This is a genomic window from Yersinia sp. 22-579, assembly GCF_030433455.1.
GTDB lineage: Bacteria > Pseudomonadota > Gammaproteobacteria > Enterobacterales > Enterobacteriaceae > Yersinia > Yersinia enterocolitica.
The window spans coordinates 76457-97008 of sequence record NZ_JAUJTZ010000006.1 but is presented as its reverse complement, the minus strand read 5'-3'; the positions used below and the strand labels follow the sequence as shown (position 1 = coordinate 97008).

Sequence of the window (20552 nt, the reverse complement as noted above, 5' to 3'; positions counted from 1 at the left end):
TTTACTCCATCATCTTTTCAATCGGTAATACCAGAATAGAGCTGGCACCCAGCGCCTTCAGTTTTTCCATGGTTTCCCAGAACAGGGTTTCGCTACTCACCATGTGCATCGCTACGCGGCTCTTGTCACCGGCCAATGGCAGAATGGTAGGGCGCTCGGCACCCGGCAGCAGCGTGATGATTTCGTCCAGACGTTCACTTGGCGCGTGCATCATGATGTATTTGGATTCGCGTGCTTGAATCACACCCTGAATTCGGGTCATCAGGCGGTCAATCAGCTGTTGTTTGTCCGCTGGCATTTCGCCATCGCGCTGAATCAGGCAAGCTTTAGAGCGGTAAATCACTTCGACTTCGCGCAGGCCGTTAGCTTCGAGGGTGGCACCGGTTGATACCAGATCACAGATGACGTCGGCCAAACCGGCACGTGGTGCCACTTCAACTGAACCGTTCAGCAAACAGGATTTAAAAGTCACACCTTGTTTATCAAGGTATTGCTTTAAAATGTGTGGGTAAGAGGTGGCGATACGCTTATTTTGTAAACATTGTGGGCCGGTATATTCGGTATCCAGCGATGCAGCCAGTGACAGGCGACAACCACCAAAATCCAGACGGCGTAAGGTGAAGTAACGCGGATCTTCGCCTTGAGCACGGCGGCTCAGCAACTCTTCTTCCAGTACGTTTTCGCCAATGATCCCTAAATCAACTACTCCATCCATCACCAGCCCTGGGATATCGTCATCACGTACACGCAGGATATCGATTGGCATATTTTCAGCAAAGGCGATCAGGCGTTGTTGTTGTAAATTGATTTTAATCCCGCAGCGCGACAACAGCTCATGGCAATCGTCACTGAGGCGACCTGATTTCTGCATCGCAATGCGTAAACGTGTTTTATCCAGCATGGTAAATCCTCTTCTCTTTTAACTTTATAAAATGGTGAGCAACAAAAAAGCCCTCGGAAGATAATCTTCCGAGGGCTTTCTCTATTGCGTTCTACCGCCACCTGGAAGATTCGTTAACCGTCTTCCAGCACACATCGGCCTGCAAGACTAGTCAGGATGATGGTGATGATGGTGATTAAATTGAACGCGATTCATAGTAGCTTCTCTGTGTGGGCTTCCTGACATAATCAGAATAGCCATATTTGCGACGTGCCATAATTTCTGTCAATCAACGTAAACCATCCTGCGGGTAGCGCGCAACCTTTTTTTCACCTGACGGCTTTATTTCATAATGGTAAGTTGCGGTTTATCGGCCAGTAATCGTTTTCTTTTTAGCGGTTATCTCTCATTTTTCTGTCAGTTTAAGCAGGAAATTGTTACGTATAGTCATTACGCCGACAAATAAAAACACGCGCATAATATCGAGTAATTGTTAGGTGACATTGGTTGGCGTAGGTTATTAGTATGGAGTGGGTTGTCGGTATGAACCGGTCGAGGGTAATTGAGATGAAAAAAGTAGCCATTATTGGTTTGGGCTGGCTGGGCATGCCACTGGCGCAATCACTGGTCCGTCGTGGCGTGCAGGTTGTCGGAAGTAAAACCACGCCAGATGGTGTTGAAGCTGCCAGAATGAGCGGAATTAATTGCTATCAACTGCAACTGACGCCGGAGCTGATTTGCGACCCAGATGATTTAGAACAGTTAATGACGGTAGATGCACTGGTTATCACTTTGCCAGCTAGCCGTACAGCTGATGGGGGCGAACAGTATTTTCAAGCGGTGCAGATGGTGGTCGACAGTGCGTTAGCGTTCGGTGTACCACGCATTATTTTTACCAGCTCTACTTCGGTTTATGGCGAAACCCGTGGCCGAATAAAAGAAAACTCCCCTCTACAACCGGTGACTACTGCAGGTAAAACTCTGGCAGAGCTCGAACTCTGGTTGCACAAATTACCCAATACCTCGGTGGATATTTTACGCCTGGCGGGGCTGGTGGGGACAGATCGCCATCCGGGCCGTTTCCTTGCGGGTAAAACCAATGTGAAAGGCGGTTCGCAGGGCGTTAATTTGGTACATCAGGAAGATGTCATCTCCGCCATCGAATTACTGCTCAATCTGCCTAGAGGCGGCCATATTTACAACCTGTGCGCGCCAGCCCATCCGCGCAAACGCGATTTTTACCCTGAGTGCGCACGTGGGTTACAACTGACACCACCTGAGTTTGCACCAGAAGAGGCAGAGGAAGCACCACGCGAGATTGATGGCAGTAAGATTTGCAGTGAGTTGGGGTTTGAATATCAGTATCCCGACCCCAACCGGATGCCTTTGAATTAATCAAATGAAAGGGCTGCATACTACGTACAGCCTTTCACTTATCTGTATATCACCGCTTCTGATGAATATAGGTCAGTGCCAGCGCCATCGCGAGAACCAATCCTTTGATAATATCCATCGCGTAGTAAGGCACTGACAGCATCACCAGCCCGTTTTGCAGCACACCAAGGATAACCGCACCAATTAAGGTGCCGAAGGCATTGGGTTTACCGGAACCTGCGAGTGAAAAACCAATATAGGCTGCTGCTACGGCATCCATCAGATAGCCGCCGCCGGCATTGACTTGTGATGAGCCAATCCTGGATGCCAGCAAAATTCCACCCAGTGCCGCTAGCAGAGATGACAATACATAAGCCAGCACCCGATAACGCACGGTTCGAATGCCTGCCAAACGTGCCGCTTCCGGATTCCCACCGATGGCATACATCCGTCGGCCATGTTTGGTCAGCGACAAATACAACTGCACTACAATCGTTACCGCCAACATAATAAGCACTATCACCGGCACTTGACCCAGCGCTGAAAACATCTCAGGAATGACGCCTTCCGCCATATCGCCGCTGGGTAGCAGCATATTCTGCGTGATAGAGCCGCCATAGCTGTACGTCATGGCCACGCCCTGAATCACAAACAGGCTGGCCAGGGTTGCCAGCATATCGGGGATTTTCAGCACCACAATCAGAAAGGCATTAAACAGCCCCACCAGAGTACAAATAAGCAAGGTCAGGATGATGGCTCCGGTAGTGCCAAACCCGTACCAGACAAACAGTGATACGACGATGGCATTCGCCAGCGACGCGGTGGAACCGACCGATAAGTCAAAGCCGCCAATCGACAGGGAAATCGACACGCCGATGGCAATCACCGTCACAATGGCAATGGAGCGTAATATGTTGATAATATTGTTGGGATCAAGAAAATTGTCTGAGGCTAGCCCAAATAACGCGATTAGCGCCACAACGGTGAGTAACATCCCCCATTTGTAGAGAAAATCAAACAACTGGTGACGCCACGGCTGCGCGTCTGGCAGGGGTATTTCTTTACTCACTGAGGGGTTCCTCCGGTTGAAAATAGTAATAATGTTTCTTCATCGACATCGGCGGCATTCAGTTCCGCCACAATACGCCCATCCCACAACACACAGATACGATCACATAAACCGACTAATTCAGAGAATTCACCGGAAGCATAAATAATACCTTTTCCCTGCTGCGCTAACCCATCAATCAGATTGAATAGATCCTGTTTGGCTTTGATATCCACCCCTTTGGTTGGCTCATCAAAAATCAGCACTTGGGCATTCCCGCGCAGCCACTTACCTATCGCCACTTTTTGCTGATTTCCCCCCGATAAACGGGCCAGTTTTTGTTGCGGCGATGAGGTGCGGACTCCCAGTCTCTGAATGAGCTCTTTGGCCCAATTCAACTCCTGGCGACGGCTAAAAATACTCCAGCGCGAAAAGCTGTCATCAGCGGCCACACTCAGGTTCATCGGGATACCTTCGTGGATAAAAATGCCTTCTTTACGTCGCTCTTCTGGCACCAAAGCCAACCCCTGCGCGACAGAGCGGTCTGGCGAACGTGGTTTCCACGGTCTACCCTGTAATTCACCCTGATCAACCCGGCTCGGCGTGGCGCCAAACAAGGCTTTGCATAATTCGGTTTTACCCGCGCCAGCTAACCCGGCAATCCCCAATATTTCCCCTTCACGCAATGTCAGGGAGATATCGCGTAACTTGTGTTGGTCATGTAACCCCTTAACGGACAATAAGGTTTTGTCACTGAAAGCGGTTCGTCGAGGGGGGTAAATATCATCCAAGGTATGGCCGAGCATTTTTTCGACAATTTGTTCACCACTCAGGTCACCCATTGCATCATGGCTGACCTTGCGGCCATCGCGTAATACGGTCAATTGATCACAAACTTCCCGTAATTCATGAATGCGGTGCGAAATGAAAACGATGGCTATCCCTTCGGATTGCAGGCGGCGAACCACTCTAAACAAACGCGCACTCTCTTCTTGATCCAGTGGCGCAGTGGGCTCATCCAGAATCAGAAAACGGCATTGATGGGAAAGGGCACGGGCCAACAGCACCTGCTGCTTTTCGGCTAATGTGCAGGATTCCAGGCGCTGGCGCACATTCAATTTGAGATCGAGTTGCTCGAGTAGTGCTTCTGCCTGACGGTACAGTTGCGGCCAGTTAAACAGGTGACCCTGTTCAGCCAGCGTATCCAGCATAATATTTTCTGCTACCGACAGAGTTGGCACCAGCGCAACATCAACTTCTTGCTGAACCACATGAATACCATGCTGTTTTGCCTGACGTGGTGAGTGAATATCTACCTGCTGACCATCAATGAAGATCTCACCGCGATAGTGATTGTGAGCCCCGGAAAGGATCGCCATCAAGGTCGATTTACCCGCACCATTAGCACCGACTAATGCATGAGTCGAACCACCTTCCAGTGTGAAATCAACTTGTTGCAGGGCATGAAATCCAGAAAACGAGATAGAGATATTTCGCATCTCAAGGCGGGCGGGAGTGATGGTAGACATAATTTCAATGACTGCCCTATAAAAGATTGTAACGAAACAGGCAGTCAATAATGCTGCTGATATCATTCTTTTTTAACACAGTTTCTATTATTCGCAACAAACTAAAATAGTTAAGGTATATCAAAAAATTATTAAACAATGATAAGTATGCCCTTAAGATGGGAAAACGCAGATGACATCACAACTTAAAATAAATAATGATTTAAAAGGAACAGGGGCATGAGCACGAACGCAATCCGAGTGCAGGTGGGGCCTGCCAACTATTTTTCTTTTCCAGGCGCTATCGGCAAACTGAGTGAGTTTTATCCTCAGGTGGCACTGGAAAATGCGCTGTGGATCTATGGAGCGCGCGCTTTAGCCGCGGCCATTGATTATCTGCCAGCAGAATTTAACAGCCCTCAGGCGGTGCGCGCTTCATTTTCGACCCATTGCAGTGAATCTACTGTGGCTGATTTGGTGAGTGCGGCGGGCAGTGATCGCCAAGTCGTGATAGGCATTGGGGGCGGGGCGGTATTAGATACGGCAAAAGTGGTGGCACGTAAACTTGGCTTGCCATTGGTGGCAATCCCCACTATTGCCGCGACCTGTGCGGCCTGGACACCGCTTTCAGTTTGGTATAACGATGCCGGACAAGCACTGAATTTCGAAATTTTCAAAGATGCCAATCACTTAGTATTAGTCGAGCCGCGCATTATTTTGCAAGCGCCAGTGGAATATCTGCTGGCTGGGATTGGCGATACCCTGGCGAAATGGTACGAGGCGGTGGTTCTTAGCCCACAACCAGAAACTTTATCTTTGACGGTTCGTTTGGGGCTACAGGCTGCCTTGGAGATTCGCAATGTGTTGCTCAAACAGAGTGAAGCCGCATTGCAAGCGGTGAAACAGGGTGAGTTGACACAAGATTTCCTGGATGTGGTCGATGCCATTATTGCCGGTGGTGGTATGGTCGGTGGGCTGGGTGAGCGCTATACCCGAGTGGCGGCTGCGCATGCGGTACATAACGGTTTGACACTATTGCCACAAACTGAACATTTCCTGCATGGCACTAAAGTCGCCTATGGAATATTGGTTCAGACCGCCTTGTTGGAACAGGATGAAGCCTTACAATCACTGATTGTGGCATTTAATCAATTGGGCTTACCGACACATCTGGCGGCACTAGATGTTGATATCAATGACCGCGCTGCCATTGAGCTGGTGATTAACCGAATTCTGAAGCCGAGTGAGTCAATTCATTATCTGCCTGTTGAGCTGAATTCAGACAAAATGTGGGCAGCGATTGAGCGGGTAGAAACTGCCGCTCACGCTGATAGCATGCGGGAATAGCCGTTTAGATCAAACCGCCATAAGAATATTGTTTCAAGCGGTTTAACATCTTGTTTTTTGCTCCCAAGTTAGGGCAAAATACGCGCCATGCAATAACCGACGTTTAAACGCGTCGGTTATTTTTTTGCATTCGTGTTTTCACAAATCAAGAGGCCGGACAACGATCCGGATAGATAAACAGGTCCGCGAGCGATTATTCACATACGAAAATCGCCGTTATGAGGAAAGAAAGATGGGGCAATTATTCACACTGGCACCGGTGCCCACCGGTATGCGCTGCACATGCAGCGATTATGGCGCAACAGGTATGGCACATACCCGTTTCACCGCTCTCGTTTCCCCACTTACGTATCCCAGGCAGATACGAAGTTTCCCCGTCACCTCTGACCTGCGAGCTACACTTGCAAATTGGGTTAAAGGTATGGGGAGGCTGAATCATGACGCATAACGCTACTGTTGCAGTCGGTACCAATCAAACTGGCACCAATAACCGCGTTCAACTTAGAAAAACACTGACGTTGGTACAAGTTGTGATGATGGGGTTGGCTTATTTACAGCCAATGACCATTTTCGATACTTTTGGCATTGTTTCCGGCTTGACCGATGGTCACGTCGCGACTTCTTACGCCATTGCGTTGATAGCGGTGCTGTTCACTGCCATCAGCTATGGCAAATTGGTTAAGCGCTTCCCGTCCGCGGGTTCGGCCTATACCTATGCCCAGAAATCCATTAGCCCCAATGTTGGCTTTATGGTGGGTTGGTCATCATTGCTGGACTATCTGTTCATGCCGATGATTAACATTCTGTTGGCAAAAATTTATCTCGAAGCGATTTTCCCTGGTGTGCCATCGTGGATTTTTGTTGGCGCGCTGGTCAGCCTAATGACGCTGTTCAACCTGCGTGGCATCAACGTGGTAGCCAACTTGAACTCGGTTATTGTTGTGGTTCAGGTGGCAATCATGGTGGTCTTCATGGGGCTGCTGATTCATGGTGTTTATCAGGGGGAAGGTGCGGGCACATTGGTGAGCCCACGTCCGTTCTATTCTGAAAATGCCCATTTGGTACCGATGATAACCGGGGCCACGATACTGTGCTTCTCATTCCTTGGTTTCGATGGCATCAGTTCGCTGTCTGAAGAAACCCCGAATGCGGGCAAAGTGATCCCGAAAGCGATTTTCCTGACGGCATTGATTGGCGGCGTGATCTTTATTGTGGTGTCTTATTTCCTGCAACTCTATTTCCCAGACATTTCACGCTTCACTGATCCTGATGCGTCGCAGCCGGAAATCATGTTGTTTGTTGCGGGTAAATTCTTCCAGTCAGTTATTCTGTGCTTCTCCTGTGTCACCGTACTGGCATCAGGTATGGCCGCACACGCCGGTGTTTCGCGTCTACTGTATGTGATGGGGCGAGACGGAGTATTCCCGGAGAAAGTGTTTGGTTACGTGCATCCGAAATGGCGTACCCCGGCAATCAACGTACTGCTGGTTGGCGGCGTAGCATTGTCTGCTATCTCGTTTGACTTGGTGACAGCAACGGCATTGATTAACTTCGGCGCGCTGGTGGCCTTTACCTTCGTTAACCTGTCGGTGATTTCACAGTTCTATATCCGTGAACGCCGTAACAAGTCGTTCAGGGATCATTTCAGCTACCTGGTTCTGCCAATGATTGGCGCAGGAACGGTTGGTGTGCTGTGGATGAACCTGGAAAGTAGCTCAATGACGCTGGGCTTGGTGTGGGGCGCAATTGGCCTGCTTTATATGGTCTGGAAAACCCGTGCATTCCGTCAGGCACTGCCACAGTTTAATGGTGAACTGGCACAGTAACTGTGTTGCTATTAAGTGATAGTTGACTAGAACGGAGCCTGAAAATAGCTCCGTTCAGACTGCTGACAAACCCTGAGGACTCGATCTTGCAAGGTGAAGGCAGGTAGAAGAGTAAAGCGTCCGCGCCAGGGAAGGCGCGGGTCGAGCCCCCACGGAAGGGTTTACGGCGTCTTTACGATCTGCCTGTTTTCACCACTACAGGCACTTTGTCATTAACCTCAAACGGAGCCTGAAAATGGCTCCATTTTTTATTGGCTATTTATCACTGGTGGGGTTAGCTCACCAGATCTCTGGCATAGTCAAACAGGGCTTTCAGCAGTGCCAGCTTCTCTTTATCATCCTCATGCTGGTTATATAACGCCTCCAGTTGCAGCACATAGTCTTGCACTTTTTCTGGATTAAGCGCTTCGCGACGATGCTCTAACCAGCGCTGCTGCTCACTGTCAGTCAACGTATTTGGATAATTACGTGCGCGGAAACGGAATAACAATGCTTCCAACCGTGGGTCTTGGAAGGTCAGATCGAGTGCTGGCAGATTTTGCGGTTCAGTTTGTAAAATGATTTTCATGGTAGCGCGGTCAGCATCACTGAAAAAACCGTTATACAACTGAGCATCCACATCATCAGAAACAGCAAAAGGCTCGGCCTCTGCAAATAGGGCGACCACTTTTTCACGGACTTGCGAATTTTGCCGCAATAATTGCAAATTCTGCAGGCAGCGTTGGCGATCAATGCCCAAACGATCGGCATTTTCCGGTAGTAGAGTTTTCGCGGGGGCGAGTACCGGGCATTTATTGATATGCACCAGCTTCAGTGGCACGGCGGCATCTTGGGCACTGAGTTTGTCGCGGCGGGTATAAAGCCGCTCACGCAGTGTATCGCTATCCAACTCTAACAGGGGTGACATATCACCCGCCAGATCGCACATAATCACCGCATTTTTATTCTCAGGGTGCCATGCCAACGGGGCAACCCAACTGGTGTTGCCCCGTGCCGCACCAAACATGCCAGATACATGAACCAGCGGTGTCATATCTGCAATATCAATCAATGCGTTGATTTTGTGTTTACTACGGTGCTGATAGAGGTAATCAAACAGCCGCGGTTGTGCTTGTTTTACCAGCTTTGCCATAGCGATAGTGGCATACACATCAGACATCGCATCATGGGCATGCAAGTGTTCAACGCCGTTGGCTTTGGTCAAATGCTCCAATTTGAAACTGGGTAAACCCTCTTCGTTTTCCGGCCAGACAATACCCTCGGGGCGCAGGGCGTAGCAGGCGCGCATCACATCGAGTAAGTCCCAGCGAGAGTTCCCCCCTTGCCAGCTGTAGGCATAAGGGTCATAAAAATTACGATAGAAAATATTGCGACTAACTTCATCATCAAAACGAATATTGTTGTAACCAAGAATACAGGTACCGGGCACATTGAAAGCTTGATGGATTTGACGGGCAAACTCGGCTTCATTCACCCCATTGGCTAAGGCATGTTGCGGGGTGATGCCGGTTATCATCACGGCTTCCGGCTGCGGCAGGTAGTCATCTGCGGGGGCGCAGTAAACCACCAGCGGTTCTTCGATGATATTGAAATCCAAATCGGTACGAACCCCGGCAAACTGTGCTGGCCTGTCTAACGCGGGGCGCTGACCGAAAGTCTCATAATCATGAATGTAGAATGTTGGTTGCTTGTTTTTATCTGACATTATGCGGTTTAACCCTTTTTACTATGGTCATTCTTTATGATGAGGCACTGCCCGCAGTAAGCCGCAGTGCCCCACGACATTAGCGCTAGAATATCATTTCAGGCGGGTCGGGACGTCAGGATTTATTTTGAAATAATTATGTTTCAGTCAAAATGTGTCGATCCAACTAATATTTACCTGCCGTTTACTTAGCTATTCATACAATCCGCCTACTGAATATAATAAGTAGGACTCAAAGTGAAAACACTTCTGTTAACCGGTGCCACAGGTTTTCTGGGCGGAGCTATGCTCGAAAAGCTATTGTTGGAAAACTCAGATTTTAATTATTTATTATTAGTCCGGGCTAATACACCGGAACAGGGATTAACACGTATTCGCGAGAATATGGCGAAATTTTATCTCCCTAATGGGCAACTGAATAAAATTGATGTTAGCCATATTTTATTAGGGGATTTAGCTGAACCGGACAGTTTTATTAATGACCCGCGTATTGATGGGGTGACGCATGTTATTAATTGTGCTGCTGTCGCATCATTCGGGAATAACCCGCTAATCTGGAAAGTGAATGTCGATGGCACATTAGCCTTTGGCAAAAGAATGTCGCAGGTTGCTGGTTTACAAAGATTCATCCATGTGGGAACAGCTATGTCTTGCACACCCGACGCCGATACTGTGGTGAGCGAGCAGGTTTTATCCGCAGAGGATGACGCGCATTTGGTGGAATACACTAAATCTAAATCAGCAATTGAGTGCTTATTGGCTGAAGAATGTCCAGGGCTACCCTTGGTATTTGCCCGACCATCGATTGTGGTAGGTCATACCCGGCTGGGCTGTCAGCCATCCAGCAGCATCTTTTGGGTATTTCGCATGGCATTAATGCTACGCAAGTTCATGTGCTCGCTGGATGACTATATCGATGTTATTCCAGTCGATTATTGCGCAGACGCTTTAGTGTGTATTTTACTGCATCCAAATTTACCCGATAATATCTATCATATTTCAGCCGGCGAGAAAGATAGCGTTAGTTTTGCCCAGATTGATCAGGCGATGTCAGCCGCTTCCCGACAGAAACCTATGGGGGCAGATTATTGCCAGGTAGAATACGGTGCATTGGTACAAATGCGTAACCAACTGAAAGGGATTTTTGGCCCCTGCAATGAGCGCCTAATGCTAAAAGCCATGCGCTTATATGGCGCATTTGCCCTGCTTAACGTGCGGTTTAGTAATGAACGTTTGCTCAGCTTGGGAATGCCGCGGTCGCCACGCTTCACTGATTATATTGCTTGTTGTGTCGAGTCCAGCGTTGGCGTGTCTATTGTGCAACAAATGGCGGTTGACTTTAAATAAGCTTATTTCCCGGCTGGCAATACCTGACGGGGAATACTTATTCCCCCCATTTATCCCTGCTGCTTTTGGTAACGGTTAATCCGATGCCAGCGCGTAATAACTCAGCTAAACTTAGGTTTTGGTATCTTCTTAGAAGTAGGTATGTGTGCGCCTGAATAAAAAAATATCGCCATTGGATAACCTGATCTACACCCATTACCGCATTACGCACGCTTTACGTATTACGTTAGCGTTTATCTTAACATTTCTGATTATTCGCTTACTGGCTATTCCGGAAGGTACCTGGCCGCTGATCACATTAGTGGTGGTGATGGGGCCGATATCCTATTGGGGCAATGTGCTGACCAGAGCGATGCAACGTATTGGCGGGACTGTTTTTGGTGCGATATCCGGCTTGATTGCTCTGTATCTGGAGTCTTATTCCTTAACACTTATGCTGACCTGGTGTGGGGTTGTGATGTTCTTGTGCGGCTACCTGACGTTGGGCAAGCGCCCCTACATGGCTTTGCTCATCGGCATCACTCTGGCGGTGGTGTGTGGATCTGCCCCAGGAGATATGACTACCGCTCTGTGGCGCAGCGGCGATGTTATTTTTGGTTCATTATTGGCATTGGTCTTTACCAGTGTCTATCCACAACGCGCTTTCACCCATTGGCGTATGCAGATGAGTGATAATCTGCGGGCCATCAGCCAAATCTATGCGGCTTATTTATCGCCCAATGTTATCGAGCGCCCGCGGTTAGAGCCTAAATTAAAAGCTGCACTCAGTCAGTCGGTTAAAATGCGTACTTTTATTGCGCCTGCCAGTAAAGAATCTCATATTAATAAAGACGTTTTTGAGGCTATTCAGACACTGAGCCGCAACCTGATTTGCACGCTAGAATTGCTGGTGGATGCTTATTGGTCGTCGCGGGAAAGCCATTTTATTATGCTCAATGCCAAAGGCTTGCGCAGTACTCAGTTGATGACAATCCGCACTTTGAATACATTAAGTGACAGCCTGCGCGATGGATCTCCTGCTCGTGAGCGGGAAGTTGCCGGTGAGCTGAGTGAAATCTCTACTGAGTTGAAATCATTGATGTTGGCCGTGACGCAAGAGCAGCAGATAGAAACACCGATTTATGGCTATGTTTGGCTGAGTATGGAGTTAACCAAACAGCTTGAGGAATTGGACGATCTGATTAATATGACTTTACGCAGGTGATCTATTGTTGGATTCAGGCAGATGATATTTCTGTCTGACGGGTAAAGCGGGTAAGATAAGTCTAGCCAATGAATCTTGTCATCAGGCATAACAAAGCGGTATGGTTCACATAGCCTGGTCACCAGCAATTGAATTTGTGTAAAACTTAAGTGAAGGTGTGAAAATGGATAATGCAAGTAAGCCAACTTTCCAGGACGTTTTGGAGTTTGTGCGTATGTTCCGTCGCAAAAACAAGTTGCAGCGTGAAATCGTTGATAACGAAAAGAAAATTCGTGATAACCAAAAACGCGTTCTGTTGCTCGATAACCTGAGTGAATACATCAAGCCAGGGATGAGCATCGAAGAGGTCCAAGCCATTATCGCTAACATGCGTGTTGACTACGAAGATCGTGTCGATGAATACATCATCAAAAACGCAGATCTGTCTAAAGAACGCCGTGAATTGTCGAAAAAACTGAAAGCGATGGGCGAAGTTAAGTAACTTTAGCGTAACGTGAAATAGCTTATTTTACCGCTATTAATAGAAAGGCTGGTATGAATCGCCAGCCTTTTCTTTTGGCTAAATTGTGTTTAGTTTGACGGTTTATTTTGCCGTAAGAAACGAAACGCTGGGATCTTCGCACCTTTGACAAAGATAAATGCCAACAGTAATGAACCCCACAGGGCCATGGTGATATAACTACTCACGCCCATGATATTCAGCCCGCTCTCCAGCATTTGTAGCAGGAACAGTGCTAGCACAATGCCGACAATCTTACCAAACCCGCCATCAGGATTAACCCCGCCTAACACCGTCGCCAGGATAGTGATAAGTAACAGTGATTCGCCATAGGAGGCTTTGGCCGAGTTTAGCTTGGACATCATCAACAAGGCCGCGACGGCACACAGTAACGATGAAATCACGTACACCCAAATCAACGTGCGGCGAGTATTAATTCCGGAGAAGAAAGTGGCTTTTTCATTGGAACCGGACAGGTATATCTGGCGGCCAAGCGGGGTCTTGGCCAAAATAAGCCAAATAACCAACGCCACCGCAGCAAACAGATAAAGTGGTACCGGAACCCCGAGAAAATAGCTGCGATCTAACGCCAGCACATAGTTAGGAAAATTAGAAATCGCCGATCCTTTAGAGATAAGCACATTCACGCCTTTGAGCAAGGTCATGATGCCCAGTGTCGCCAAAATAGGGGAGACACGCACCACCGAGATAAGCACCCCATTGATAAGCCCCACCACCAAAGCGACCGAAGCTCCTGCCAGCAACATCAATACCATTGAGCTGAATGTGGGCTCCAGATGGGTACACACCCAGGCCATTACCAGTGCACTGGCATTCGCAGTAGCAATAATTGACAGGTTGATACCGCCGGTCAGCATGGTAATCGCCATCGCTAGTGTTAATACTCCGGCGACCGGGATTTGTGAAGCGATAGATTGAAAGTTAGCCGTCGACCAGAACACGTAAGGAATAAACAGGCTAAACCCGATAGAAACCAGCAGCAGTAAAGCCAGTAACCAGCGCTCGGTATGATCACGTTGAGTTGTTTTCGACATGGTTATATCCCTACCTTATGACGTTGGCCCCAGGCGGTCACACTGATACTGATGACAATCACCAAACCGATAACCACGGTATGCCAGTACGACGAAATACCCAGTAAATTCAAACCATTTTGTAATATTGCCAACAAAATTACCCCCAGCAGAGTGCCGGTTAGGGTGCCGCGCCCGCCAACAATACTGGTGCCACCCAGCACCACGGCTGCCAGCACGGTGAGTTCATAACCGAGCAATGAGTCGGGCGCTACCGTCAAGACGGTATAGGACTGCACTACACCGGCGATGCCGGATAGAAAGCCCATATAGCCATAAACAAACAGTTGCAGCTTGAGGATGCTGAATCCCATGCGGGAGGCTGCTTCCTGATTACCGCCCAATGCATAAATTTGCCGACCAATACTGGTGCGTGTCATCAGCAGAGCTGTGACAATAATAGTCGCCAGCAATGTCAATATGGGTAACGAAAGACCATAGTCATAGCCATCGGCGGCGGTGAAGGAGAACAGCATTGGCCCATGTTCGAACCATTCCGGATAGGTATATAGCCAAACACCACGACTGAGATACAGCAGCAATCCGTAGAATATATTCAGCGTGGAAATGGTGATAATGATAGACGGCACGCGCAGGCGATTAACTAACAGCGCATTAATTAACCCCAATAATAAGCCGATACCACCGGCTAGTGCGAAAGCCACCGGGAAGTTGCCACCAAACTTCACAATTAATGTCACCATGACATATTGCGAGATAATGGTCATCGCCGGGAATGAAATATCAATACCGCCAGAAATCAATACGATAAATAAGCCACAGGCCAAGATGGTCAACATGGCATAGTTATTTATCAAGTCATAAATATTGGCGAGCGTCAGAAAATCTGGACTGGTGAAAGCAAGATAAGTCGAAATAATCAATATGGTGAAAGCCAACATCACTTCATGGCGTTTCAGATGTTCTTTATTAAATAGACCTGTTTTACCAACATCAGGTTTATTAAGCGCATGGGGATTAGCCATTTACTACCTCCGCAATGGCTGCTTCGCTGCTGTTACCTGGCAAGAACTCCTGCACCAGCCGCCCAGACCGCATCACTAAAATACGGTGGCTATTAAAGTAGGCTTCATCAATCTCATCACAAACCATTAATACCGCAATCCCCCGAGCTGCCAGTGCATTGATAATATTATAAATACCGGCTTTATTGGCGATATCTACCCCAACGGTTGGTGAGTCGAGAATCAATATTTGTGGGTCGGTTGCCAGCCATTTGGCAATGGCAATACGCTGTGCATTACCGCCAGATAAGGTATTGACCGGTAAATCGCTATTACCAATTTTGATAGATAGGTGCTTAACCATGTCTTCGACCAATGTATCGACTCGCTCGGTACGCATCAGGTGGAAAGTGTTTTTAAGCCGGTGTAAAACGGTGGCGCTGATATTGTCGCGAATTGATTGTTCCATGATCAGTCCGGTACTCATGCGATCTTCTGAGACATAACCCACGCCAGCGGCAATAGCATCGCGGTTACTGGTAAAATACATCGGCTTATCATTGATACGAATGGTGCCTGACTCTGGTGCAGTTAAACCAAATAGACTGAGGCACAATTCTGTGCGGCCAGAACCCAATAAGCCGACCAGTGAGACAATTTCACCTGGATGCAATGTCAGTGAGATATCGTGATATTCGTTGCCACGGGAAAGCTCTTCCACTGCCAGCACTGGCGCAAGCGAAGCGCTATAGGGTGGCAGCACCTGAAAATCAAATTTCATACCGGTCATCAGCCAGGCCAGCCGTGCATTATCAACTTCAGCGGCAGGGTAGGTTCCGACCCAGTTACCATCTTTGAGCACGGTAATACGGTCTGAAATTTCCAGCACTTCGCTCAACCGGTGGCTGACAAATACCACGCAGATATTGCGTGATTTCAGTTCATGCACCACCCGCAGCAAGCCGTTAACCTCTTGCCGGGTCAGCGATGCGGTCGGTTCATCCATCACAATTAGCCGGGCATCCTGCGCCAGCGCACGGCAGATGGCGACTAACTGTTTCTGGGCAATGGGGAGGTTTTCAACCAATTCATCCAGATTAAGATGGGCATCAATGCTCTTGATGACACGCTCGGCGGTTTCCCGCATCTGACGTTTGTTCACCCACAGATGATGGTGATAATGGTTCATGGCGATATTCTCAGCCACGGTCAAGTTGGGGAATAATGATAAATCTTGATAAATCACCTGAATCCCCAGTCGGACAGATTCAATGGGAGTCAGGGTTGAATAGGTTTTGCCATCAATAGTCATCGTGGCGTCGGTGTCGGGTTGATAAACACCGGAGATAATCTTGATCAGTGTGGATTTGCCGCAACCGTTTTGCCCTGCAAGGCAATGTACCTCACCGGGTAACAGGGTCATAGCCACCTTATCCAGCGCTTTGACGCCATAAAAGGTTTTACTGATATTTTCCAGGGTAATAAATGGCTGCATAGATCCTACATCCTCTTGATCCAAGCGGGTATTAATATCAGAGCCGGACAGGGCATCCGGCTCTGCAATAACTCAGTGAATCAATACAGCGAATCCACGTTATCTTTGGTAACTCGCAACACATTGTGGAACTGAATCAGGTGTTTAGCTTGATCAACTTCCGCTTTACCTACTCCTGGGATCTCCATGCCTGTTTCGATTTTCTCACCTTTCAGCACTTTATCCGCTACCGCTGTCATGGCATAACCAGCAGAACCTGGGTCATAAGTCACGCCCATGGCGATATCGCCACTTTTAACCAGCGATGCAGCCTGAGATGGGATCATCATGCCGAACACATGGACATTGTTTTTCGCCCGTTTTTCTTTCACTGCACGGCCTGCACCAATCGGGCCTTGTGAACCGAAAGCCACAATACCTTTCAAATCACTATGCGCTTTCATCAAATCCAGTGTGGTACGGCGTGAGTCATCAATGCTCTCAGCGACAGGCATACGGCTGGTCACTTCAAACATTTCCGGGTAATGCTCTTTCTGGTATTTAACAAACAAATCGGCCCACAGGTTATGTTGTGGTACGGTCAGGCTACCCACATAAATCACATAGCCGCCTTTACCGCCCATAGCTTTTGCCATTTCTTCCACGTTATCGGCAGCGAATTTGGCGTTATCAATGATTTCGATATCCCAGTTAGCGCTAGGCTGCCCCGGAGATTCGTTGGTTAATACCACGATGCCAGCATCGCGCGCTTTCTTGAATACCGGTTCCAGCACATCAGCATCGTTTGGCACGATACTGATGGCGCTGACTTTTTTGGCGATTAAATCTTCAATGATCTTCACTTGTTGTGGGGCATCAGTACTGGATGGGCCGACTTGATAGGCTTTGATGCCGAGATCTTTACCGGCGCGTTCCACCCCTTCGCCCATGCGGTTGAACCAAGGCATTCCGGCGATTTTCGAAATATTGACGACTTCGACTTCTTGTGCCAAAGCACTGCCTGAGCACACCATCATGCTAAACAGACTGGCCGCCAATAACGTTTTTACACTCAGTTTTTTCATCTAAGGCTCCCGGAGCTAATGTAGGTTGAGGCTATCGTAGTTAGGTGTTGACGCAATATTCTGTATTACTAAAGTTTTATTTATGTTTTTAAAAAAATGAAGATTTATCAGGAGCAGATTTTACATCTGCACTACATTTCCTGTAGGTGGACTCTACTGCCTCGATAGCCATTTTCCCCATATCTATAAATGCTATTTACATGGATGAAATAGCTGCTTTCCCAGTTTGTGACTGGCATCATGATCCTGAGGGGGAGAACAAAGAGAGTTGCATAAAAATGGTAGGTGGAAGGGTAATAACAGTGCTTTTTACATGGACATTATGGTTTATCAGTTGATGCTATTTGGCGAGTCTTGACACCTATTATGCTGGTTACGATATAAATAAACACACTGATAATTCATATGGTTATTATTAATAATTTATTGACATAACTATTAGCGTAACTTCTTATACTATATAAGATATAATTAATAACTATTAAATTTGATAGTTTTAAATTTTATTTTTACTTGTATCATATTTTATAAGAAATGGAATGTTTATTTTTTACTATCTTTAGATATGTTAAATGATACGATGATTATTATTAAGTAATTATATAATTAAACTATCGAGTGATAATATTAAAGTATATCTTCGGAATAACATTATGAGCTCTAAAAAAAGAAGTATTGCTATTATAGGCGGTGGTGTTGCGGGAGTCGCCACATTTATTGCTGCGGTGCTGCGTCATGCTACACAACTTATTTATATTATTGAACCTTCACCCATTGGCCCTGGCATGGCGTTCTCCAATGTAGATGAAGATGTACTGTGTAATACCTCAGTAGATACCATGTCAATATTGGCAGATAAACCGCTTGATTTTTATGATTATCTAATCGCCAGTGGTCACGTTGTTACCACTGAATCTTTTGTTCCCAGGAAATGGGTAGGCAATTATTTGGCGGACCGTTTTCGTGAGTATTTTGCTATCGCGCATAGAGACGGTATTGTGGTTATCCATATCCCTCACTTATTTATTTCGTTGAAGATAAATGCTCCTCGTTGTTATTCAGTTATGTTTGGCGATGTTCTAAAACCTCAATCACTGGTGGTGACAGATGTCGTTTTCTGTACGGGCTATGGCTGTTCTCGCATTCCTGATGCGTTTAGTCTGTGCTTATCTCACCCGACCTTTATTCGCAGCCCTTATCCAGAAATGCATATGTTAGCCCGGATTCCCGCTCACTCTCGGGTACTTGTTATTGGTAGTAAGCTGTCAGCAATAGATACAGCAATATTACTTTGTCGTGAAAGTCATCAGGTCACCATGATATCGCCTTCAGGAAGTATTCCTGCCGTCCGAACTTATTTGATGAGATGTACTGATGATGCTATTATTGACCAAGATCGTCTGGCGTCAATAATAATGATGCTCAGAGAGCGTAGAAGTACAATGCCTACTGTAGATTCATTAAAATATAGCTATATTAAATACTTCGTTGGGCTTCTCAAAAAACACACAAATGAATCGTGGCGAGACCAGTTCTCTTTTGTCAGAAATTATCGCGATCGACTTTATGAAGAAATCTCTATTGCTGAGAAAGGAAAGTGCCAATGGCAAGATATTACAGTCAACTTTTTGAATGTAATGAATGAAATTCATCTAGCTAACACATCCTATTTTGTGGGTTCTTTTCATCCCGATTTTATGAAGATAATTCATCGATACTTATCATCGATTCCATTAATTAATGCACGGAAAATTCTGCAATATATAGATAATGGTGTTCTTTTTGTACAAAAAGGAGAGATCGGTGATATCTCAATTTCGGCGCGCAGCCCTGATGTGTGGCGAATCGATTGGGGAGAGGGTGATAAGCATTTTGATGCGATTGTTTGCGCAACTGGTTATTGTTTACCCTACTACTTTTTTGATAGTAAAGGGCATATTGTGATTGATATCCACAGTGAACACGCGAAGGACGCTATTCTAATATCCTCTTCGCTAGGGATAAGTTATCCCTATTTTAAGGAAATAGAAAGTATTTGGTTTGTTGGAATACCAGCACATACTAGGTTATGGATAGTAAATGCTTTTTTTGTGGTGTTGGCGTTGGCTAACCAAACTGTCGATAATATAATGAGGCTTCCCGAACGGATAAATTGATTACAAAAAAATAATATCAGTCTATTTTTTATTTATATTTTCAAATTAAGCAGAGTGATATTGCTTTTGCAATGACTTGCGTTTTATTCCTACATTTCAATTTATTTTTAAGGCTCACAAGATGAAAGTCAACCCCACTCTTAGATAGAGATATTTTATGCGCTATTTCTTTGGAAGTAAACCCATCGGCAGAATACCTTAAAATATCTATTTCTACGGAAGTGAGATGTAATATGTCATTATCGGCATCGCAGTGCGGTTTTTTGTGGGATTTGATGTAATTAAGAATGTTATTTATTAATTTAAGCAATGTTTCTCTTAATGCAATTTGTACGCTTTTATTATTAATGTCTGCCAGATTACTTTTTTTTCCAAATAGAGATACAACAGCAGTTATTTTCTCATTTAGGGCAATACTTAAAACTATACAAGTGTTTATTTTCTTCTTTTTTGCCAGTTCACCTATATCACCAATATTCTGAAAAAAATCGTTGTCAAAAATATACACTTTATCTTTATTTGATATATCTACATTAAAATAAAGTTCTAATATTTCTAAGTATGATAGATAACTACATTTATTCATTAAGCTATCTATTAAGTAAATTTCGTTTTTAGAAAATGACGTCTCTTCAATTATTGCAATTAAGAAGTCTTCGAATAACGTCGTGGTGCATATGCTATTATGTATTTTTGTTATAAACATAGAATCAAATACTATTTTTATAGTGTTAAGTTCCGGCGTGAGTTGACTTTTTCTTCTCTTCATATAACCAACACTCCGTTATTAAGTTTATAGCTGTTATGATGTTTAAGAAAATCAATCTATTTTTAAGTTTTTCACTAAATTATTTTATTTTTGTTAATTCATATGAAAATAGTAATTAAACTAATAATATTCCTGAGTAAGTTTTTGCATGAGTCATATTTACTGAAAATTAGATCATTATTTATAGTTTTGCAATGAAAAAAATAAATTAATTAAAAATAAAATAATTATTTTTACTATTTTATAAGGATTAATCTATTTTATACAGCTA

17 protein-coding genes and 1 other annotated feature are annotated in these 20552 nt (G+C 45.9%); of the genes, 7 read left to right on the top strand and 10 right to left on the bottom strand.

Going from position 1 to position 20552, the window contains the following annotated elements; translation table 11 throughout:
- Position 1 precedes the first annotated feature (1 nt).
- Both hisG and hisL read right to left on the bottom strand, forming a co-directional pair.
- The gene (gene hisG, locus QSV56_RS08990; RefSeq protein ID WP_004388789.1) at positions 2–901 is read right to left on the bottom strand and encodes an ATP phosphoribosyltransferase; all 900 of its coding nucleotides are present in this window, start codon (positions 899–901) and stop codon (positions 2–4) included.
- A 41-nt stretch (positions 902–942) separates the two neighbouring features.
- Positions 943–1073: a sequence feature (His leader region), on the bottom strand.
- On the bottom strand, positions 1049–1096 hold the full coding sequence (gene hisL, locus QSV56_RS08985) for a his operon leader peptide (protein ID WP_002231208.1): 48 nt from the start codon (positions 1094–1096) through the stop codon (positions 1049–1051). (Overlaps the previous feature by 25 nt.)
- 351 nt (positions 1097–1447) lie before the next feature.
- Between hisL and QSV56_RS08980 the strand changes: the two genes are divergently transcribed.
- On the top strand, positions 1448–2275 hold the full coding sequence (locus QSV56_RS08980; protein ID WP_050122620.1) for an SDR family oxidoreductase: 828 nt from the start codon (positions 1448–1450) through the stop codon (positions 2273–2275).
- Positions 2276–2324: 49 nt separating this feature from the next.
- On the opposite strand, the gene QSV56_RS08975 is transcribed toward QSV56_RS08980, so the two are convergent.
- Together QSV56_RS08975 and QSV56_RS08970 are read right to left on the bottom strand one after the other, a co-directional pair.
- On the bottom strand, positions 2325–3323 hold the full coding sequence (locus QSV56_RS08975) for an ABC transporter permease (protein ID WP_019081008.1): 999 nt from the start codon (positions 3321–3323) through the stop codon (positions 2325–2327).
- Positions 3320–4831: a sugar ABC transporter ATP-binding protein gene (locus QSV56_RS08970; RefSeq protein ID WP_026018017.1), complete on the bottom strand. Its 1512-nt coding sequence runs from the start codon at positions 4829–4831 to the stop codon at positions 3320–3322. The genes QSV56_RS08975 and QSV56_RS08970 overlap by 4 nt, the downstream gene beginning before the upstream one ends.
- A gap of 219 nt (positions 4832–5050) precedes the next feature.
- Between QSV56_RS08970 and QSV56_RS08965 the strand changes: the two genes are divergently transcribed.
- On the top strand, positions 5051–6157 hold the full coding sequence (locus QSV56_RS08965) for an oxidoreductase (RefSeq protein WP_050162627.1): 1107 nt from the start codon (positions 5051–5053) through the stop codon (positions 6155–6157).
- Between the two features lie 437 nt (positions 6158–6594).
- Complete coding sequence (locus tag QSV56_RS08960; RefSeq protein WP_019081005.1) at positions 6595–7983, top strand: APC family permease; 1389 nt, start codon at positions 6595–6597, stop codon at positions 7981–7983.
- A gap of 274 nt (positions 7984–8257) precedes the next feature.
- On the opposite strand, the gene sbcB is transcribed toward QSV56_RS08960, so the two are convergent.
- On the bottom strand, positions 8258–9688 hold the full coding sequence (gene sbcB / locus QSV56_RS08955) for an exodeoxyribonuclease I (RefSeq protein WP_050122624.1): 1431 nt from the start codon (positions 9686–9688) through the stop codon (positions 8258–8260).
- A 237-nt stretch (positions 9689–9925) separates the two neighbouring features.
- Between sbcB and QSV56_RS08950 the strand changes: the two genes are divergently transcribed.
- The 3 genes from QSV56_RS08950 (at position 9926) to tmaR (ending at position 12720) form a co-directional block, all read left to right on the top strand.
- Entirely contained in the window at positions 9926–11035 is a 1110-nt protein-coding gene (locus QSV56_RS08950) for an SDR family oxidoreductase (protein WP_050122628.1), read from the top strand.
- A 145-nt stretch (positions 11036–11180) separates the two neighbouring features.
- A complete protein-coding gene (locus QSV56_RS08945; RefSeq protein WP_050122631.1) occupies positions 11181–12239 on the top strand; it encodes an FUSC family protein in 1059 nt (352 codons plus the stop codon).
- A 163-nt stretch (positions 12240–12402) separates the two neighbouring features.
- Complete coding sequence (tmaR, locus tag QSV56_RS08940; RefSeq protein ID WP_005157740.1) at positions 12403–12720, top strand: PTS system regulator TmaR; 318 nt, start codon at positions 12403–12405, stop codon at positions 12718–12720.
- Positions 12721–12809: 89 nt separating this feature from the next.
- On the opposite strand, the gene QSV56_RS08935 is transcribed toward tmaR, so the two are convergent.
- From QSV56_RS08935 to QSV56_RS08920, 4 genes are all read right to left on the bottom strand, one after another.
- Complete coding sequence (locus QSV56_RS08935) at positions 12810–13793, bottom strand: ABC transporter permease (RefSeq protein WP_005157737.1); 984 nt, start codon at positions 13791–13793, stop codon at positions 12810–12812.
- A gap of 2 nt (positions 13794–13795) precedes the next feature.
- On the bottom strand, positions 13796–14734 hold the full coding sequence (locus QSV56_RS08930) for an ABC transporter permease (RefSeq protein ID WP_026018016.1): 939 nt from the start codon (positions 14732–14734) through the stop codon (positions 13796–13798).
- Positions 14735–14810: 76 nt separating this feature from the next.
- Positions 14811–16292: a sugar ABC transporter ATP-binding protein gene (locus QSV56_RS08925; protein WP_046695246.1), complete on the bottom strand. Its 1482-nt coding sequence runs from the start codon at positions 16290–16292 to the stop codon at positions 14811–14813.
- Positions 16293–16372: 80 nt separating this feature from the next.
- Complete coding sequence (locus QSV56_RS08920; protein WP_223300574.1) at positions 16373–17308, bottom strand: autoinducer 2 ABC transporter substrate-binding protein; 936 nt, start codon at positions 17306–17308, stop codon at positions 16373–16375.
- Between the two features lie 701 nt (positions 17309–18009).
- Between QSV56_RS08920 and QSV56_RS08915 the strand changes: the two genes are divergently transcribed.
- Positions 18010–19512 (top strand): FAD/NAD(P)-binding protein, encoded by a 1503-nt coding sequence (locus QSV56_RS08915; RefSeq protein WP_050122634.1) that lies wholly within the window; start codon positions 18010–18012, stop codon positions 19510–19512.
- Positions 19513–19552: 40 nt separating this feature from the next.
- Here QSV56_RS08915 and QSV56_RS08910 read toward each other — a convergent pair whose 3' ends face one another.
- Positions 19553–20281 carry a LuxR C-terminal-related transcriptional regulator gene (locus tag QSV56_RS08910; RefSeq protein WP_050131451.1) on the bottom strand — a complete coding sequence of 243 codons (729 nt, stop codon included), beginning with the start codon at positions 20279–20281 and terminating at the stop codon, positions 19553–19555.
- Positions 20282–20552: the final 271 nt, after the last annotated feature.

What these genes read in the sequence shown, in the direction of transcription:
- sbcB (WP_050122624.1), bottom strand. Translation starts at nt 9,688, where the DNA reads ATGTCAGATAAAAACAAGCAACCAACATTCTACATTCATGATTATGAG.
- QSV56_RS08970 (WP_026018017.1), bottom strand. Translation starts at nt 4,831, where the DNA reads ATGTCTACCATCACTCCCGCCCGCCTTGAGATGCGAAATATCTCTATC.
- QSV56_RS08915 (WP_050122634.1), top strand. Translation starts at nt 18,010, where the DNA reads ATGAGCTCTAAAAAAAGAAGTATTGCTATTATAGGCGGTGGTGTTGCG.
- hisG (WP_004388789.1), bottom strand. Translation starts at nt 901, where the DNA reads ATGCTGGATAAAACACGTTTACGCATTGCGATGCAGAAATCAGGTCGC.
- QSV56_RS08910 (WP_050131451.1), bottom strand. Translation starts at nt 20,281, where the DNA reads ATGAAGAGAAGAAAAAGTCAACTCACGCCGGAACTTAACACTATAAAA.
- QSV56_RS08980 (WP_050122620.1), top strand. Translation starts at nt 1,448, where the DNA reads ATGAAAAAAGTAGCCATTATTGGTTTGGGCTGGCTGGGCATGCCACTG.
- QSV56_RS08925 (WP_046695246.1), bottom strand. Translation starts at nt 16,292, where the DNA reads ATGCAGCCATTTATTACCCTGGAAAATATCAGTAAAACCTTTTATGGC.
- QSV56_RS08920 (WP_223300574.1), bottom strand. Translation starts at nt 17,308, where the DNA reads ATGATGGTGTGCTCAGGCAGTGCTTTGGCACAAGAAGTCGAAGTCGTC.
- QSV56_RS08930 (WP_026018016.1), bottom strand. Translation starts at nt 14,734, where the DNA reads ATGTTGGCTTTCACCATATTGATTATTTCGACTTATCTTGCTTTCACC.
- tmaR (WP_005157740.1), top strand. Translation starts at nt 12,403, where the DNA reads ATGGATAATGCAAGTAAGCCAACTTTCCAGGACGTTTTGGAGTTTGTG.
- QSV56_RS08960 (WP_019081005.1), top strand. Translation starts at nt 6,595, where the DNA reads ATGACGCATAACGCTACTGTTGCAGTCGGTACCAATCAAACTGGCACC.
- QSV56_RS08935 (WP_005157737.1), bottom strand. Translation starts at nt 13,793, where the DNA reads ATGTCGAAAACAACTCAACGTGATCATACCGAGCGCTGGTTACTGGCT.
- QSV56_RS08965 (WP_050162627.1), top strand. Translation starts at nt 5,051, where the DNA reads ATGAGCACGAACGCAATCCGAGTGCAGGTGGGGCCTGCCAACTATTTT.